The sequence below is a fragment of the Anabaena lutea FACHB-196 genome, assembly GCF_014698305.1.
Taxonomy (GTDB): Bacteria; Cyanobacteriota; Cyanobacteriia; order Cyanobacteriales; family Nostocaceae; genus Anabaena; species Anabaena lutea.
In genome coordinates this window covers 172,239-189,897 of sequence record NZ_JACJST010000008.1, presented here as the reverse complement: position 1 = coordinate 189,897, position 17,659 = coordinate 172,239, and the positions used below count along the sequence as shown (strand labels likewise).

At 38.3% G+C, this 17,659-nt stretch carries 20 protein-coding genes; 5 read left to right on the top strand and 15 right to left on the bottom strand.

From position 1 onward, the window contains the following. Window positions 1–109 precede the first annotated feature (109 nt). Window positions 110–1,393 (top strand): carboxyl-terminal processing protease CtpC, encoded by a 1,284-nt coding sequence (gene ctpC / locus H6G59_RS11345; RefSeq protein ID WP_190714427.1) that lies wholly within the window; start codon window positions 110–112, stop codon window positions 1,391–1,393. A gap of 36 nt (window positions 1,394–1,429) precedes the next feature. On the opposite strand, the gene H6G59_RS11340 is transcribed toward ctpC, so the two are convergent. Then, window positions 1,430–1,621: a DDE transposase family protein gene (locus H6G59_RS11340; RefSeq protein ID WP_190714425.1), complete on the bottom strand. Its 192-nt coding sequence runs from the start codon at window positions 1,619–1,621 to the stop codon at window positions 1,430–1,432. 232 nt (window positions 1,622–1,853) lie between these two features. On the opposite strand from H6G59_RS11340, the gene H6G59_RS11335 reads away from it, so the two are divergent. Then, window positions 1,854–2,147 (top strand): hypothetical protein, encoded by a 294-nt coding sequence (locus tag H6G59_RS11335; RefSeq protein ID WP_190714423.1) that lies wholly within the window; start codon window positions 1,854–1,856, stop codon window positions 2,145–2,147. Window positions 2,148–2,273: 126 nt separating this feature from the next. Here the strand turns inward: H6G59_RS11335 and trmFO are convergent, their stop codons facing one another. Next, window positions 2,274–3,596, bottom strand: coding sequence for an FADH(2)-oxidizing methylenetetrahydrofolate--tRNA-(uracil(54)-C(5))-methyltransferase TrmFO (gene trmFO, locus H6G59_RS11330; RefSeq protein WP_190714421.1), 1,323 nt, complete (start codon window positions 3,594–3,596; stop codon window positions 2,274–2,276). 122 nt (window positions 3,597–3,718) lie between these two features. Here trmFO and H6G59_RS11325 point away from each other — a divergent pair, with 122 nt between their 5' ends. Continuing rightward, complete coding sequence (locus tag H6G59_RS11325) at window positions 3,719–3,985, top strand: type II toxin-antitoxin system ParD family antitoxin (RefSeq protein WP_190714420.1); 267 nt, start codon at window positions 3,719–3,721, stop codon at window positions 3,983–3,985. Further along, complete coding sequence (locus H6G59_RS11320) at window positions 3,982–4,284, top strand: type II toxin-antitoxin system RelE/ParE family toxin (RefSeq protein WP_190714418.1); 303 nt, start codon at window positions 3,982–3,984, stop codon at window positions 4,282–4,284. Before H6G59_RS11325 ends, H6G59_RS11320 begins: the two co-directional genes overlap by 4 nt. On the opposite strand, the gene H6G59_RS11315 is transcribed toward H6G59_RS11320, so the two are convergent. The 13 genes from H6G59_RS11315 to H6G59_RS11255 all read right to left on the bottom strand — a co-directional run bounded on the left by H6G59_RS11315 (window position 4,281) and on the right by H6G59_RS11255 (window position 14,223). Next, the gene (locus tag H6G59_RS11315) at window positions 4,281–4,685 is read right to left on the bottom strand and encodes a hypothetical protein (RefSeq protein WP_190714416.1); all 405 of its coding nucleotides are present in this window, start codon (window positions 4,683–4,685) and stop codon (window positions 4,281–4,283) included. The two genes, H6G59_RS11320 and H6G59_RS11315, sit on opposite strands and share 4 nt — an antisense overlap. 52 nt (window positions 4,686–4,737) lie before the next feature. Beyond that, window positions 4,738–5,073, bottom strand: a complete 336-nt coding sequence (locus H6G59_RS11310; protein WP_190714414.1) for a XisI protein — start codon at window positions 5,071–5,073, stop codon at window positions 4,738–4,740. Beyond that, window positions 5,061–5,477, bottom strand: a complete 417-nt coding sequence (locus tag H6G59_RS11305) for a XisH family protein (protein WP_190714413.1) — start codon at window positions 5,475–5,477, stop codon at window positions 5,061–5,063. The genes H6G59_RS11310 and H6G59_RS11305 overlap by 13 nt, the downstream gene beginning before the upstream one ends. Before the next feature lie 547 nt (window positions 5,478–6,024). Further along, entirely contained in the window at window positions 6,025–6,759 is a 735-nt protein-coding gene (locus H6G59_RS11300) for a hypothetical protein (protein WP_190714411.1), read from the bottom strand. 188 nt (window positions 6,760–6,947) lie between these two features. After that, a complete protein-coding gene (locus H6G59_RS11295; protein WP_190714409.1) occupies window positions 6,948–7,511 on the bottom strand; it encodes a Uma2 family endonuclease in 564 nt (187 codons plus the stop codon). 61 nt (window positions 7,512–7,572) lie between these two features. Beyond that, the gene (locus H6G59_RS11290) at window positions 7,573–8,727 is read right to left on the bottom strand and encodes an iron-containing alcohol dehydrogenase (protein ID WP_190714408.1); all 1,155 of its coding nucleotides are present in this window, start codon (window positions 8,725–8,727) and stop codon (window positions 7,573–7,575) included. A gap of 136 nt (window positions 8,728–8,863) precedes the next feature. Continuing rightward, on the bottom strand, window positions 8,864–9,172 hold the full coding sequence (locus tag H6G59_RS11285) for a P-II family nitrogen regulator (protein WP_190714405.1): 309 nt from the start codon (window positions 9,170–9,172) through the stop codon (window positions 8,864–8,866). Between the two features lie 4 nt (window positions 9,173–9,176). Next, window positions 9,177–10,148, bottom strand: a complete 972-nt coding sequence (locus H6G59_RS11280) for a sodium-dependent bicarbonate transport family permease (RefSeq protein WP_190714403.1) — start codon at window positions 10,146–10,148, stop codon at window positions 9,177–9,179. A 193-nt stretch (window positions 10,149–10,341) separates the two neighbouring features. Next, window positions 10,342–11,271, bottom strand: coding sequence for an alpha/beta fold hydrolase (locus H6G59_RS11275; RefSeq protein WP_190714401.1), 930 nt, complete (start codon window positions 11,269–11,271; stop codon window positions 10,342–10,344). Window positions 11,272–11,291: 20 nt separating this feature from the next. Beyond that, window positions 11,292–12,116: an SDR family oxidoreductase gene (locus tag H6G59_RS11270; RefSeq protein WP_190714399.1), complete on the bottom strand. Its 825-nt coding sequence runs from the start codon at window positions 12,114–12,116 to the stop codon at window positions 11,292–11,294. 92 nt (window positions 12,117–12,208) lie between these two features. Further along, complete coding sequence (locus H6G59_RS11265; protein ID WP_190714397.1) at window positions 12,209–12,694, bottom strand: glutathione peroxidase; 486 nt, start codon at window positions 12,692–12,694, stop codon at window positions 12,209–12,211. 146 nt (window positions 12,695–12,840) lie between these two features. Then, a complete protein-coding gene (locus H6G59_RS11260) occupies window positions 12,841–13,488 on the bottom strand; it encodes a pentapeptide repeat-containing protein (protein ID WP_190714395.1) in 648 nt (215 codons plus the stop codon). Between the two features lie 243 nt (window positions 13,489–13,731). After that, on the bottom strand, window positions 13,732–14,223 hold the full coding sequence (locus H6G59_RS11255; protein ID WP_190714393.1) for a hypothetical protein: 492 nt from the start codon (window positions 14,221–14,223) through the stop codon (window positions 13,732–13,734). Window positions 14,224–15,094: 871 nt separating this feature from the next. Here H6G59_RS11255 and H6G59_RS27340 point away from each other — a divergent pair. Further along, window positions 15,095–17,563 carry a hypothetical protein gene (locus H6G59_RS27340; RefSeq protein ID WP_242038850.1) on the top strand — a complete coding sequence of 823 codons (2,469 nt, stop codon included), beginning with the start codon at window positions 15,095–15,097 and terminating at the stop codon, window positions 17,561–17,563. The last annotated feature ends 96 nt before the right edge of the window (window positions 17,564–17,659 follow it).

Genomic DNA, 17,659 nt, shown 5'->3' with positions numbered 1-17,659 from the left:
GTCGCCTGATATTTGTCATCCTAAATCTTAATTTTGAATTTGGAATTGCTGACCCTGTGTTAGATTGGGCATACTGACTATAAATTTTCCCTCTGACACAACTGTCATTATGGTGATTACAAAAAGTAGACTTGTTTTAGGTGCTACGGCAGTAACGCTCTCTACAATTGCTGTTACTAGTCTTGGCATTCACTCCCGTGGTCAGGCTTTATTTAAAGCAAGTCCCAAGGAATTGGTAGATGAAGTTTGGAACATCGTTTACCGTCAATATGTAGACGGCACTTTCAATCAGGTAGATTGGCGGGCTGTTCGTAAAGAATACTTAAGCAAGTCCTACAGTAATCAGCAGGAAGCTTATAAGTCCATTCGGGAAATGCTCAAAAAGCTAGAAGATCCATACACCCGGTTTATGGACCCAGAGGAATTCAAGAGTATGCAAGTAGATACTTCTGGAGAACTCACGGGTATTGGTATTACTATCAGTCAGGATGAAAAAACCAAGAAATTGGTTGTGATTGCCCCAATTGAAGATACACCTGCCTTTAAAATGGGGGTTCTGGCTAAGGATATCATCCTAGAAATTGATGGCAAAAGCACTGAAGGGATGGACACTAATCAGGCTGTATCTCTGATTCGTGGTGAAGCCGGAACCGCCGTCAAGCTGAAAATTCTGCGGAATGGTCAGACAAAACAATTTAATATTACAAGGGCGCGGATTGAAATCCATCCAGTTAAGTATTCCCAGAAGCAAACACCAGCAGGTAATATTGGCTACATTCGTCTGAATCAGTTTAGTGCCAATGCTGGCAAGGAAATGAAAGATGCTATTAACAAGTTAGAAGCAAAAAAAGTATCTGGTTATATTTTAGATTTACGTGGCAACCCTGGTGGTTTACTATTTTCCAGTGTGGACATTGCCCGGATGTGGCTAGATAAAGGGATCATTGTTTCCACTATTGACCGTCAAGGTGAGCAGGAACGGGAAATAGCTAGGGGACGAGCTTTGACTACTAAACCTTTGGTAGTTTTAGTAGATAAAGGTTCCGCTAGTGCCAGTGAAATTCTTTCAGGGGCTTTGCAGGATAATAAACGCGCTGTTTTGGTGGGTACGCAAACTTTTGGTAAGGGCTTGGTACAATCGGTGCGTCCTCTAGAAGATGGCTCAGGGTTAGCGGTGACAATTGCCAAATACCATACCCCCAGTGGTAAAGATATTAACAAACATGGTGTTGATCCAGATGTAAAAGTGGAATTGACAGATGCACAAAGACAAGATTTATGGCTACGTGAGCGCGATAAACTCGCTACTCTAGAAGATCCTCAATTTGCCAAAGCTGTGGAAGTTTTAGGTAAGCAAGTTTCTCAAAGCACTACGACCATAAATAAGAATTAAATCCAAAATCTAAAATCCAAAATCCAAAATCTAAAATTAAATGGGTTGGCATTTTCCAGCCCTAATTAATCCAATACGCCGAGAAATGGCTTCTTGTGGACTACTAAAACTTCCCCATTTTTCAATAATGTCTGGGTTGTTGTCCTCAATTTGTTGGCTTGGGACTATTTCGCATTTTTCAGATTTATGCTTGACAATATACCAAGTTTGTGTTTTTTCTTCGGTCATTTCAAAAATTTGATTTGTGGTGGACTTACAATAAATGCAATATAACAATGCAATTATTACATCAAACAATTGAATTAGTTACATAAATAACAGATGATAAGAATGACATTGTTTGTTACTGCTATCACCCACTACAATACACACTATGTAGTGGGCTTTATCTTCCCTTCAATATGTAGCAACTCAAAGCTTTTTGCAATCTCATGTAATTAATATTACTAATAATTATCCTATGAAGACACGCCAAGGAGTTATAATTTTAACCTTAGTGATTCCTGGTTTATTAGTATTGCTAATCTCTCTTTATTATTTTGGCACAGATTATGCAGCACTAATTAAAGCTGAAAGTTATGCCGAACAACTGGTAAAGGACGAAAAGGCTAATGATAGAAATCTCCAATTTGCCTATCATCGAGCTTTAGCCCATCGGATTAATGTTTTCGCAGATGCTACCTGGGGATTACTGGGAGGTGTGATTACTGGATTAGGTATACATGGATTAGTCACCTTGAAGGAGAAAGAATAAAATAATTCGTAATTCGTAATAATGCCTACGGCAGGCTACCGCCAACGTAATTCGTAATAATGCCTACGACAGGCTACCGCCAACGTAATTCGTAATTCGTAATTAAAATACTTTCTCCCTATTAACTTAAACAGCTAAATTTTCCGTTTTCCAGCTGGCTAAATCTGCTAATGATCTATCGCGGTAACGTCCATATTTCTCCGGTTTACTCTTGATTCTTACACCCAAATCTGGGACAATGCCAAAATTAGGAGCCATCGGTTGAAAATGCTTAGGTGCAGCGGATCTAATAAACTCAAATAATGCCCCCATCATGGTTGTTACAGGTAAAATTAGCGGTTCTTTTCCTAAAGCCAACCGTGCAGCATTTGTTCCCGCTAACCAACCTCCCGCAGATGCAGCGGTGTAACCTTCTGTTCCTATTAATTGTCCTGCTGCTAATAAAGTTGGACGTTCTTTAAATTGCAAACTTGCAGACATTAACTGGGGTGCATTTAAAAAAGTATTGCGGTGCATTACTCCTAATCTGACAAACTCGGCTTTTTCCAAACCAGGTATCATTTGAAAAACTCGTTTTTGTTCACCCCACCGCAAATTAGTTTGGAATCCTACCATATTCCAAAGTTGACCGGCTTTATCTTCTTGACGCAATTGAATTACCGCATAGTTGCGTTCTCCGGTGCGAGGATCTGATAAACCCACTGGTTTCAGGGGACCATAACGCATGGTATCTTCCCCTCTTCGAGCCATTTCTTCAATTGGTAAACAAGCTTCAAAAAATTTCGCTGTTTCTTTCTCAAAGTCTTTTAATTCTGTTTGTTCTGCTTGACGTAATTCTGACCAAAAATGTAAATACTGCTCTTTATTCATGGGACAATTCAGATATGCTGCTTCACCTTTGTCATAGCGGGAAGCCATAAAAGCAATATCTTTATTAATAGAATCTCCTAAAATAATCGGACTAGCAGCATCAAAGAAATTGAGATATTCCATCCCGGTAAAACGCTGTAAATCTGCGGATAAATCGGGACTTGTTAAAGGACCACTAGCCAATACTACAATACCTTCAGGAATTGCTGTCACTTCTCCTCGTCGGAAATCAATTAAAGGATGATTTGCTAAAGTTTGGGTTAAGTCTTCCCCAAATTGTCCTCTGTCTACCGCTAAAGCCCCACCGGCAGGGACTGCGTGTTCATCAGCTTTAGCGATGATGATAGAACCAAGTTGACGTAATTCTTCATGTAATAATCCTGCCGCGCGATCGCTTGCCATAGCACCGAAGGAGTTACTACAGACCAATTCTGCTAAATTTTCCGTATGATGGGCAGGACTGAAGCGTTTAGGGCGCATCTCGTGGAGAATTACGGGCACGCCGGCTTGGGCTATTTGCCATGCTGCTTCTGTTCCTGCCAGTCCACCGCCTATTACTTGTATCGGTTGTTGTGTCATAGTAATTTTTCTGTGATATTTTTTAATTATTACTTTGGTTATAATAACAATTAATAGTAGGTTACAATTGCCAATACTGAATCCTCAAGTTATTAAATTTATCAATTCTGGTACTTATGACTATGAATATTAGCCTTCAACCGGAACAAGAACAGTTGATTCAATCCAAATTGCAAAGTGGTAAATATGAAAATGCCTATCAGGTAATTGTAGCAGCTTTGCAATTATTAGAAGAAAGAGATAAACATTATGAACAATGGTTAGAAGAAACCCGTCAAAAAGTAGCTGTGGGTATTGAACAAGCTAATAGGGGACAATTGACTGCTGGTGAAGTTGCTTTTGCAATATTGCGAGAAAAACTCGCCCAAAAAGGTGAATCTTTGCAATGAGTAATTACAGTTTAACAGATCAAGCAATTGAAGATATAAATGAAATTTGTGAGTATTTATCCAATTTCAATTTAGATTCTGCAACTGAATTTTTAAATTCAATAGAAAATAAATGTCAAACTTTAGTCCAATTTCCTAATATGGGTCGTAGTTACGCTGAACTATCACCAGAATTGCGAGGAATATCTGTAAATCCTTATATTATTTTCTATCGGTTGATAAAAGATGATGTAGAAATTATTCGAGTAGTTAATGGATATCGTAATCTTGAATCTTTGTTTTCTGAATCCGAGATTTAAGGATTTGGTAAACTAGATCCTCGCCAACGAAGTAAAACTGCGGCTTGGGCTTTACGCAACATAAAAAGATCTGCTTCGTGTCGGAGAGATATTAAATTTAATCTTTCTGTCTCTGTCAATGTACCACTAGAATTTTTCTCTAGTAAGATATTATATTCTTCCATGTCTACGCCTGTTTTCTGGCTATGGAAAATTTGCCAGAGAATATTATCATCTAACTTATCCAAAGCTGCAAGTTCTGCTTGAAATTCCTCTGGTACATCATCCCATGCTGGTGGACTACCCACTTGTAAAGCATGAAGCATGACTTCTTCTAAAGGACGTTGAGTAGCATGAGCGGTATTGACTAACCGTTGATAGATAATTTCGGGTATTTGTAGTGTAACAGTTTCAGTAAGCATATTTAATTAATAATTATAAGAATAGAGTAGATTGAAAATGCTGAATTCCAAATTAAGAAACAGCGTATTCTGAATGTTGCCTCAGTGAAGGATAATGAAAACCAATGACAATTTCTTTTTTAGATATTCCCATTTCTTCTAGTTCTTCACCAACATCAATATCTGTGTTATTTTCCTGAAGCCAGATTTTTCCATCTTTGATATCAAAATGAAATATACAGGAATGAATTCGGCGTTTTTTATCCCAACCAGTGCGTAGTAAAAGGTAATGATCATTTTCTGTATCAAAGATCAATTGGGTTTCCATATTTTGATCTTCTGAGCCGTAGCTGGCGTATTCGGTGAGAAATTCTCGCAAACATTGGCGATAGTAATTTAATTTATCCATAATTTTATTACCTCTGTTACTTCATCATAGACAACTAGTTTAACAGGATAGTTTTGTAGGACTTTTTGGATGAGAACTTCTCCAAATAATGACTGATATGTTGAATCGGGAACTGCTAGATATAATATGCGTTCTGGTTCATTTTCCTGTAGGGCAATTTTGTAAGATAGATATTGTCCCAAAGCACCATAGAAATCTGTAATTTTTGAGGCTCTGAGGAAGCTTTTCACTTCAACAGCGATTTTTTGGTGATCTTTCTCTGCACCAATCAGACATTCAGCCCCTAAATCAATCTGAATATTCAAATTGCCAATACTTAAGTGCAGAGGATCATGAGAGATAGTCCAACCGTCTTGACTGAGAGCATCTTTGACTAAATCATGGAAGATGTCTTTTCTGGACATTTCATCATGCGTCCACTTTTACACTAATGCTGTTATTCTAACTGAAGCTATTTACTTATTTAATTTCTGATTAAAAGACAAAGAAAGTACGGCGGCTACTATGTTTGATGCCATGAGTTCACCGTACTTTCGTCAACTAATAATTATAAACAGTTAAATAGCAAACGTCAATATCTATTTTTTCAACATAGCGCCAAAAACTCAGATACCCGACTTTTCTAAGCAGTCAGGTATCTTTTTATTCACAAATTTTTAGTAAAGCTATGGGAAATACACAGTGGGCAAAAAGTTTGATGCCATGAGTTCACTGTGTATTCTTAAAACTTAGATTCTAAGTTTTATGTAGTATGTATATATTCGGAATAATTATGATGCCCCTTTCAGGTAGATCAATCCGTTTTAAGCCATACTCGTCTCTACAAGTTGGTTTTATATACATAATTTATATATTAAATAGTTAGGTAGCAAATGTCAATACCTGTTTTTTAATAACGAAAAGATTCATATCTTCAACTGCTTAGAGAAGTTGGGAATCTGCTGTAATTTTCTAAATCAATTTTTTTAGTCCAGCAGCCATAATTTCACCCAAGTTATCAGCAAGAATAGATAAACCCGGCTTAAGTTCCCAATCCTGGACTTTTTTGGCCGAAAGAAATCCATGTGCAGAGGCATTTCTGAAAAATCTAGCAAGTTGTACCGCTTCTTCCCAAGAAGAAATAGAATTAGATTGAACAATCCAATGTTTAATGAGTTGTTTATCCTTGGGACTTATTACTCCCAGGAATTCAGCAATTGCATCTTCATCTTTTGCAAGCCATTTATCAAGATTCTCTTTTTTCTTCGGATTTGGTGGAATCAGTGGATTATAGCTTGGGAGATTAGACTGTTTTATAAATTTAATAATAACGTTTGATGGCAATACTCCCCCAAAATTATTCATTAATGCTTTAGTAGTAATTTCAAATCCAATATAAGCGATTACAAGTCGCCATTGGACTCCTCGTAATTTATCATATACGGTAAGTTTTTCACCTCCAATAGAAGGTTCATACCAATTAATTGCTTCTTCTGTAAGACGCACTCCTCTAATTACGCATTTAATAACTTTATCAATATGCTCTGGAGTATCAAGATGATTAGGGTTAAAATATGATAATCTTTGCTGTATCTCACTACATTTAGGGTTATCTTTCCAAGAATTATCAGGTTTTAAAACTTTATCCCATAGGATTTTTGAGATATTTGTCAAATTATCTTGATTATGTGTAGATGTGTCTGTCATTTTTGTTAATTGACTTGCCAAAGAGAGACTATCTAAATAAAAATGGAGTTTTAATAAACCAAATTTATATATTGAATACAGGTATTAATATCTAACAAATAAATCATTCTTCAATATTTGTAATTCACTCAACCAATAACTGCTATATATCTATTTATTATACTCTTAATTCTAATTAATAATCAATTTCACTCTAACAACCAAGCAAACAAATCACCAACTGTCAGTTGTAAATCACCAGCAAAAGACGGTACAGTAATTAACATATCTGATTCATCAAATACCTCAATTTGTTGTTGAGGACGATAAACAAAAATAGTCCGTTCACTTGGATCAATCAACCAACCCATTTGAGTACCATATTTTAAACAATGCAAAATATTTTTAGTTACCTTTGCCTGATTTTGATCAGGTAATAAAATTTCAATTGTCCAATCTGGAGAAATCGCAAATGTGTTAGAAACTTCTCCATTTTCATCACGGGGAATTCTACTCCACACAAAAACTGCAATATCAGGTACTATTGAACGTCCACCAAAGGTACAACGTAACTCAGGAAATGCACGAGCAATCTGTTTCGGTTTAACGATAAAATTAATCGCAGGTACAAGTTCACCTTGAACTATACTATGTTTTCCCTGTGGCATTGGTTTTTGAATAATCTGACCATCAATATACTCACTAGCAGGTTTCGTTTCTGGTAGTTGCAGAAACTCCTCCAATGTGAGAGTTTTTAATATTGCTTGTACCATTTTGACTTACTCCTATCTGATCATACAGGTCAGACAAAAGCCTGACCTAATTATTTAATCTCTAAACGCAAAGAGCTAAAATCTTCTCAACAACTTGCGGGTTAACATCTTTATTTTCCCCCAAAGCTGTCATCCCATGCTTTTCTAAATTCTTGATTACTACTGGAATAGTTTCTACTCCCACACCATAATCAGATAAACGAGTGCGAACACCAACTGACTCAAAGAAATCACGAGTTTTACTAATTGCTGCATCTATCCGTTCATCTTCAGAACCACCGACAATTTCCCAAACTCTATCTGCATATTGTAGAAGCTTTTGTGATTTGCGATCGCGCCTAATTGTCAACGTGCTAGGTAACACAACCGCCAAAGTTTGAGCATGATCCATACCATGCAACGCTGTCAACTCATGACCAATCATGTGAGTTGTCCAATCTTGAGGTACACCAACAGCAATTAACCCATTTAACGCCATTGTCGCAGACCAGACTAAATTCGCCCGTGCATCATAATCTGTAGGATTTGCTAAGGTTTTTGGCCCCTCTTCAATCAGCGTTTTCAGAATTGACTCAGCCATGCGATCTTGCAATGGTGCATTCACTGAATAGGTTAAATACTGTTCCATCACATGAGTAAAAGCATCCACAATCCCATTACTAATTTGCCTTGTAGGCAGGGAGAAAGTCGTTTCTGGGTCAAGAACAGAAAATTTAGGAAACACCAGGGGATTAGCGAAATATAACTTTTCTTGAGTTTCCGACTTGGTAATCACCGCAGTTGGGTTCATTTCCGAACCAGTTGCTGGTAACGTCAAAACTGCTCCAAAAGGAACAGCCGCATTTACTGGTGCGCCTTTTGCTAAAATATCCCAAGGGTCGCCCACAAAAGGAACCGCAGCAGCGATAAATTTAGTCCCATCAACAACGGAACCACCACCCACAGCTAAGATAAAATCAATACCTTCTTTGCGTATCAATTCCACTGCTTTCATCAAAGTTTCCAGGTGGGGGTTGGGTTCAATTCCCCCAAACTCAAATACCTTTCTTCCCGCTAATGCCGATTTTACTTGATCATAAACGCCATTGGCTTTAATGCTACCACCGCCGTAGGTGATGAGAATTTTAGCATCGCCGGGGATTTCTTGAGCAATATTGGCAATTTGACCTTTGCCAAATAGGATTTTAACTGGGTTGTAAAAAACAAAATTTTCCATGATTAATCACACAAGGGAATTAGATTTCACCTTGAGTATTGTAATCAGTTTCTTGATTTTTGCGCCTGTACCTAGAGAATACTTTTTCCCAAAAAGAAGGCGAAGTTATGGGAGAAGTGGAGAATTTTAGATTTACCTAACCAACACACTTGGTTGTTTTCAATTCCAAGGCATCAGAAATAAAACAAGTCCCACCAAACTTATTTAAAGTTTTTCTAATCTGCACCTCCACTAGTGGCAATTTTTCAGGAGGAAAGAAAGCAATAATATAAATGTTATCTAGCAGTGTCATTGCTAAATCATCACTGTCTGTTCCTCCTCTACCTTTACCAGCAACATTCTTAATAACAGTATGTTCGGGGACACCAGCTTTTTCTAAAGCTTCTAAAATCTTGCCGACTTCGACGTAATTAGCAAAAATTTCTAGCCGTTTAACTAACTCCATAATCTCAACTCCAAAAGATATTAATTGCGTATAAATAAAAGGGTATGCCAATGATGATGTTAAAAGGAAATGTCACAGCTAAAGCAGTGGAAACGTATAGACTAGGATTAGCTTCAGGAACTGTTAGTCGCATAGCTGCTGGAACTGCAATGTAAGAAGCACTAGCGCACAACACAGAAAATAAGAGAGCATCTCCTTGCGGCATACCGATTAGTTTAGCAATAATTAAACCAACTCCGGCATTGACTATTGGTATTAGTATGGCAAACAAGATTAAGAAAACGCCGGTTTTTTGCAAATCTTTGATTCTTTTCGCAGCCAGAAGTCCCATATCTAACAAGAAGAAAGTGAGGACTCCGTAAAACATATCCTGTGTAAACGGTTTTAATGTCGTCCAACCATGTTCACCTGTGAGTAAACCCATAATTAGGCTACCAACTAGGAGAAATACGGAACTATTTAGGAATGCTTCTTGTAATACTTCCGACCAATTAAACTCTCTGTCACTCTCATCAGCAGTAAATAATTTTACTAATATCAAACCCACAACAATCGCTGGAGATTCCATCAAAGCCAAGGCTGCAACCATATAACCATCAAAGCTGATACCCACTTGAGTGAGAAAAGAACTAGCCGTGATAAAGGTGACAGCACTAATTGAACCATAAGTAGCAGCGATCGCCGCAGCGTTGTAAGAGTCCAGTTTAACCTTGAGAATAAAAAAAGTATAAATCGGAACCATACAAGCCATTAAAATCGCCGCCAGCATAGTGAAAATCACCTCCTGACTGATACCACTTTTTACCAGTTCCACACCACCCTTAAACCCAATCGCAAATAGCAAATAAAGGGAAAACAGCTTGGGAATAGGTGCAGGAATTTCCAAATCGGACTTCAGGAAAACCGCCAACATCCCCATAAAGAAAGCCAACACAGGTGGATTCAAGATGTTGGACACAATCAAGCTGACATCCATTTCCACCACTCCTATAATTTCATAATTAAGATTCCTTCATCAGTTTGACACGAGAGTGGCAATTAGAACATTTTATAGTCATCAGATTTGACTTATGATATTTTGCGTAATCGTAGCAAAAAATACTCAGTCACGTAAATAATTACAAGTTTGTAGTCAGGGCTACAGCCCTGTTATAAATGCCAGATATGAGCTAAGAAAGTTCATTAATAAATGGAGATATAGCCGCCACAAATTCAGCAGTAGATTCATATGGTAAAACATTTCTACCGTTGATTTTCATTCCTCTACCTTGAGGTAAACAAGCTAGATAATCTGCTAAACGCTCATCTGGGGTTTCTTTTTTACCTTCTTTGCTAATCGCTGATGCTTTATTTCCTAAAACTATTAATGTTGGTTGCACAATCGCCGCAATATCACCACTATAATCTCGCTGCCAAAATCTAGCTAAAAAAGAAAATACTGCATAGCGTCCACCCATATTTTTAGCATCTGCTATTAAGGTGCTTAACCATTCTTCATCAACGGCATCACTAGATTCAAAAAGTCTTTCTATTGAGAAAGAAACTAAAAACTTGCGAGTGCGGGCATAGCGAAAAAAAGCATTTCCTATAGGTGAATCAAAGATATTCCACAGCAGTTTTTGTCGCCATTTAGCGGCATTTTTAGTAGTCACACTCCAAGCCGTGGGACCAGAAAGTATAATTCCCGCAATTAAATTTGGTTCCAGTTTAACTAATTCAATTGCTACTGGTGATAAAGCACCCTGAGCTATTAAAATTACAGGTTTTTTTACTACAGTTTGTAAAAAGTGTTTTAACTGTTTTGCCCAATCAACTGGTGTATAAGCTTTACGTGGCATATCACTTTCACCACAGCCCAATAAATCAATATTGTAAATAGAATTCTGGTGATTTGTCTGATACCATTCACGGACAAATCTCTGCCAAAATTGCCGTGATAATCCTACTCCAATGGGATGAATTAATAGTAAAGGAATATCAGATGGAGTTGCATTTGCCGGTTGATGAACTTCGTAAGCACAGCGATAAGTCTGCCAAGTATAAAACTCAGAGATAGGTGGTGTTACAGCAAATGTATTAGCTACGTTTGATGGTTGCATGATTTCAAATTTAAGCGCCGCTAAAAAATTATCTGGGGATGAATCAAATTGTAGCCAGCATCTTTTAACTTTTGATTCGACACCCAGGTATTATATTGGCGGGTACTCTTGTTTGCTGCATCCCATATAACATTAGGTAAATTATGTTTTGTCAAGACCTTACCAATTAATTCTCGACTAGTAAGATGTGCATCATCCACAAGATTATATATACCTTGTAAGCGGTGATTGCGAGCAAATTCTATAGCACCAACAATATCATCGAGGTGAATCCAATTGGTTATATCTTCGCCATTACCAGGACGAGTTGTCCCCGCGACTCGTCCAAATATTTTTACCAATTCTCTACCAGGGCCATAAATTCCCCCCAAACGCAAGATACAAACACGGAGGTTTTCATTCTCTGCTGATAGTAAAACATCCTCAGTTTTGCGAAGAATCTGAGCATTAAGATTAGCTGGTGCTGGTGGAGTTTCTTCATCTACCCAGACACCATTTCTATCTCCGTAAATTGAATAACTTCCTGTATATATCAATTGGCGAATATGGGGACAATTTCGTAGTACTGAAACTAATGTTTGCGCCGTTTGCAGATAAGTTTCTTCATAGGAATTTGCACTTTTCGCTGCCACAGCCAACAGAACTACATCTTGATTTTTTAATGCAGCTTTTAGAGTTTCTGTATCATTTCCTTGGGTGACTATAACTTTTTGAGATACTGCTTGTAATCCCGGAACACGCTCAGGATTAGTTGTGGTTGCAGTGATCCCAAAATTATTATTTCGTTGCCAATATTGAGCAACTGCATAGCCAACATAACCACAACCAATTATTACAATATTCATGACAATTTAACACCAATTAATTAAAAAGTGTTTTTTCCCAAGTCAATAATCAATAGTACAAGACTTTTTATGTCATCACTAATGATCAATGACTATTTTGCTAATTCTCTTTCAATTATGGCAATTAATTCTGGTGAATCTGGTTTGACACTACTATTAAATCTAGCGACTACTTCCCCCTGCTTACTGACTATAAATTTTTCAAAGTTCCAAGCTACTGCTCCCTTTGGTTCAACTGCATTAGTAAGTTGAGCATAAAGGGGATGCTGCTGAGAACCTTTAGCATGAACTTTATCAAATAGTTCAAAAGAAACCTGAAACTTGCTTGTGCAGAATTGCGCGATTTCGGCATTAGTTCCTGGTTCTTGCGCTCCAAAATCGTTGCAGGGGAATCCTAAAATCTGCAAAAGAGCGGCTCTATACTTCTGGTTTAACTTTTCCAGTCCCGCATATTGAGGAGTGTAACCGCAATAGGAAGCCACATTGACAATTAATAGTACTTTGCCGGTGTAGACTTTGAGTTGCTTATCTTCTCCATTGATTGTCTTCACTGAAATGTCATATATGATACCATTCATGGGCAATGTGATTCATAAGGAATATTACTAAGTTTCCCATATAGTAGGTAATGTTAACTGGGTTTTTTAGCTTTTTGTACACTATAGGAATATTATGTGATTTTTACCACTGTTAAGAATTCCCTATCCGAAAGACTTGGTTAGTATCAGCTATGAATTACCCCATCTGGCATAATAGCTCCAGCTAAGTTGGCACCAATCAGTTTCACCAATAACCGTTCACCTGAGCGAATTCTAGCACCTGTCAAATCTGCACCCCGCAAGTCTGCACCACTGAGATCCGCACCAATCAAATTAGTATTGCGTAAATTGGCTTCTCTCAAATCGGCTAACAGTAGGTTAGCTCTAAACAAATTGGCTTCTGACAAATCCGCTCCTCTGAGATTAACTTTGTGCATAAAAGTATCACTGAGATTAGAACCGCTTAAATTGGCATAACTCAGATTTCTACCGGATAAGTCTCTGTTACTCAAGTTGGCTCGACTGAAATCTTTTCCACTCAAGTCTGGGTTTTGATTTGGTGGTTGATAATTTGTTGTTGGTGGTTTTTTTGGCGAAGTTGTTCTATAGTTATGTGCAGTTTGAGGCTTATCTTTTAAAGAACGCAATTGATCACGAGCTTCATTAAAGGCTTTGAGCTTGTCTTGAGCTTTTTTTTGTAAGCGGTGGTTGTCTTTAGGGAGGCGATCAGGATGCCAAACAAACACTAAATCTTTATAAGCCTGGTTTACTTCTTCTAGTGTTGCTCCAGGCTCCAATTCTAAGACTCTGTAATACCGCTCCAGTTCGCTCATACAATGTGTTGGTGGACAATTCAGATAATCATTAAATTAATTATGAGTGATGCCGACCGCACGCGATCGCGATCGCTACGCTCATATCAGAAAAGAAAGGCTACCCTATCAGAACACTAAGTAAAAGCTTGGTAGCTTATATTACACTTAAGAGTAGACTCCCGTTGGGTTGTAAATTTCCTGATTTAACAGTCTGCAATTTTTTTGGCCTAGCGTGCGGTCGGCTCTATTTTGAATTTTGAATCACCTGATTAATCCATTTCTCCAGCGAGTTATAGCTCGAAAATATGCCACGATTGGGATTTGATAAACTTCAATGAAAATCCAAATTATGATTGCTAAATGTGATAAAAAAGTCAGTGCTGTCCAGATAGATGGTACCCAAGTCAGAGGATCATTAAGTTGTGGGGGAAAATGATAAGCTCCTATGGCAATTAAAGTAGTAGGAAAAAATACAAAAGCAATTGCGGCGACCACATAACCCCAACCCAATTCTACACCTTCTAACTGGGCTTCTGTCCACTTGTAGCCATTCCACCGCCAAACCAATGGAGGTTCTCTAGAAGGCATTTTAATTTGTTGTAGTTCTAAATTAACGGTAAAAATCTCTTGGCAAAAGTCACAAGACATCGCCTCCATTAATGGCATATGGGAAATTTTACCGATGCGACAAACAGGACAAGGGTAATCTTCTTGAAAATTTAAAGATGTGGAAAAAATTTTTGAATTAGGCATAATCAAATTATATTTGTCATAAACTTAATCTGGTTAATAATAAATCAAATAAAAATCATGAATTGTCAGATTTTTCACTATTTATCTGGATATCTTTATTAAAATCTGATACTTAACAATAAATGTAAAATTATCCGACCAAAGCAGAATTTAGGAGTTGCAGGAGTCAAAGAGGGTGAACTTATTGACTCTTTGCTTAATTTAGTAGGTAGGCACAAAAAAACAAACTATGTAAAGAAAAGTAAACAAGACTCAAACCCTTTTTCTCCCTGCCCCCTGCCTTATCCCAAGGTACAGCTTTTAAAGATTTAACCGCAGATAGAAGAGGATTGACGCAGATGGACGCAGATAAATTTGTACCTCAGCCGACTAGGAAACGCTATATACACACCAGCAACTATTTTGAATTCTCATAGTTGTAATGAGTCTATCGTTTTTTTTGTCTGATGGGTAAAACAGCAGACTCTTTATTAGCCTTGCCTTACACCGTTTCACTTGAAGGTTGATACAAATAGACAGACGCGGAGATTCATTTGTAGCTTTAGTTTAAGTGAATTGATATTAGCACTCTACTGTGTTCCACTTAACTTACGATTTTCCTTAACTCAACCGTTTTGAGAGGTAATATTAGGACTCCTATTTGATTATTGAACAAGACTCAGTAAATAGTGAAACCCTTCTTTCCTGTTCCCTGCCCACACAAATCAATATGCCTACGCCTCCCGCAAGGGATACAGAAATCAAACCGGATTACTATAGTAGATATCTTGAACCAAGATAAGTGATGCAATTACGTATTCCTGAGTTAAACTTGCAAGCAAGTTAATGCAAAATATTAATCGGCGACTCTTCGGTTTGGGCATTACTCACAATGGAACACTGGCAATTTCTGATACAGAAACAGGGCGATCACACTTGGCAAACCCTGGAATCGCCAACTCTAAAAATTTTGGCAGGTAAGTATAGAGTTTTGGCTCGTTCTCACCTTGCTAATACAGATGTAGAAGTGCGGGTAACTCACTCGTCAATCCAGGAAGTTCTCCCCAAACGGAGAATTTTTAAGCGTTTGCGTCGCACTAATACAGATGGACTTATGGCTGTAATTCCCTTTATTGATCTCAAACCGGGAATTTGGGAGTTACGATGCTCTGGCGACTTGATGACGCATATGCTGGGTAAATCCTGGCAGTACACGCTTACTATCAAAGTTTTACCCCTAGAATTAAGTGAGCAACCAAAGCTAGGTATTCTCCATCAGGAATTAGATGGAGAAAATCAATCTGGGATTACTCCAAATGAGAATTTGGACATCCAGGATGTTTTCACAGAAACCGAAGAAGATATAATTATTAATCAGCCTGTTAGCCCAGTCTGGGTTAAAGGCGAGACAGCAGAACAGATTTTACAAAGCTTAATAGATTTGGCTTTACCCACCTCGGATTCCTTGGAAGAGGAGCAATTATCTGAGGATTTTCGCTCAATATCACCACTTTCACCAATCAAACTATCTTTAGAACGGGATAGCTACATTGCTAGTTGGGGAAAACCCATAACAGTAAATGGGGACGTGGAATTGGCAGAAATGGGGAATCTGGAAGAGGAAATATTATCTACACCAAGCCTTGATCAGCTGCAACTAGTTATCGAACTGCGATCGCCTTTAGAGTCAAAAATCCTAACTCAACTCAAGCAGCCTTTAACAGCTAAAACCCTGCCTTTTAAATTTAGTACCGCCATTGATATTCCGACTGAGTGTGAATCGAAGTTGATTTTGGCAGATATGAGTTTATATGGCGCAATTACGAATGGTGGTGAAGTCATACTCTTAGGCAGCAATGCTTTTACAATTACGGCAGATGTAACAGAATTACTGACAGTTAGAAGCAAAAAATCAATTACACCAGACTTATTAACTGACAACAATCAGCCATCAACCCAGGTGGAAGCCACAAAGCCAGAACAACCTGTCAGTATCGGTTTAGAACTTTTCAATTTGGGCAAGAAGCCAAAACTAGCCCAGTTTCACATCTTGAAACCATCTCCAAGTAAACCTCTACCACCGCAAATTAAACCTACAGTTTTTTTGGATAGGCTTTCACCACAACTACCGAAACTGCCTAGGAGTCAAAAAGATGCCATTGCTACTAATTCTGTAGTTGCAGATTCTCTGACACCGGAAGAAACTGTCAAGATAGCGCCAATTAATCTGGAAAAGCTGGTGATCAAACAGATAAAAACCGCTTTACCTTACTTAAAACGATTAAAAACACCCGATCCAGAAGAAGTTAAAAGCAATACACCAGATGAGTCTCAGCCGATGGTAACCATACCTTGCGTAGGAGACGCTACCCATAGGGATACGCTCAATGAAGCGATGCCTACGGCGTACCCCTCCGGGGAAGCAAGCTACGCGGAGCGTCTTGTTGGCGAAGCCTCTGTCTACGACACGCTCCGCGAACGTAGAGAAGAGAGCGAAGCTATCGTCGCACCTGAAGAAGAAAATCCACTGTCTCAAGATGAGCCTGATGTCGAATTGAGAGAAAATTCTGCTGCTCAAGTTCCTACTCTGGACAGTGAAGAATTAATCACAGCAAATACCCCAGATACATCACCTTTAATTAGAAAGTGGATGCAAAGCCAAGGATACTTTTTACCAGAAGGTATGGAGTTAGTATCCGAAGATCATCATACTCATGAGTCAAATGAGGAGCAGCCTTTAACTCTCAATGAGGACTATTCGGCAGTTGAGGAGTTAGATGTAGATAATACTGAAGAAAATCTTTATTTAGATACTGGGGAATCACCACTAGAAGCAGAACAAATACTACCTCCTAGTCCGCTCCTGAGCAATAATGCTAGGTTATCCCAAGAAATCGTTCTAGACGATATCTATACTGCACTGACAAATGAGAACAACAATCAGTCTCCTGAAACACAAGAACAACCACTGGTAGATATATTTAGTCCTTTGCTGGCACCGTTACCAACACCTCAACTGTTTATGCCCAATGGTGAATTGCTGGCTGGAAAGTCTGTGAAAGTGCGTTTAGAACTGTCTGAGGTATGGTCAGGGATGGCAGTTAAGTTATGGGTTGAAGATTACCAAACTCGCGGGTTGCTAGACGGACCTCATCTACTTAAAGATTTGCGACCTACTCCCTGGGGAAATTGGGAAGCAGTAACTCAGTTAGTTGTGCCTTTCGGCTGTGTGGAAATTCGTATAGAAGCGATCGCTCTCGATCTAACTACCCAACAGGAAAGTCGCAAAGTTACATTAGTCAAAACTGTGATTCCTCCCGATTTACCGAGTATAGAACTCGATCAACTGCTGGGTATGTAAACGTCTGTGTTAAAAATCTTGAGAATTTGCAAAAATAGGCAGAATTTTAAAGTAAGCTCCTAACAGAATTGTAGTGTGACTTAAGAGGACTTTTAC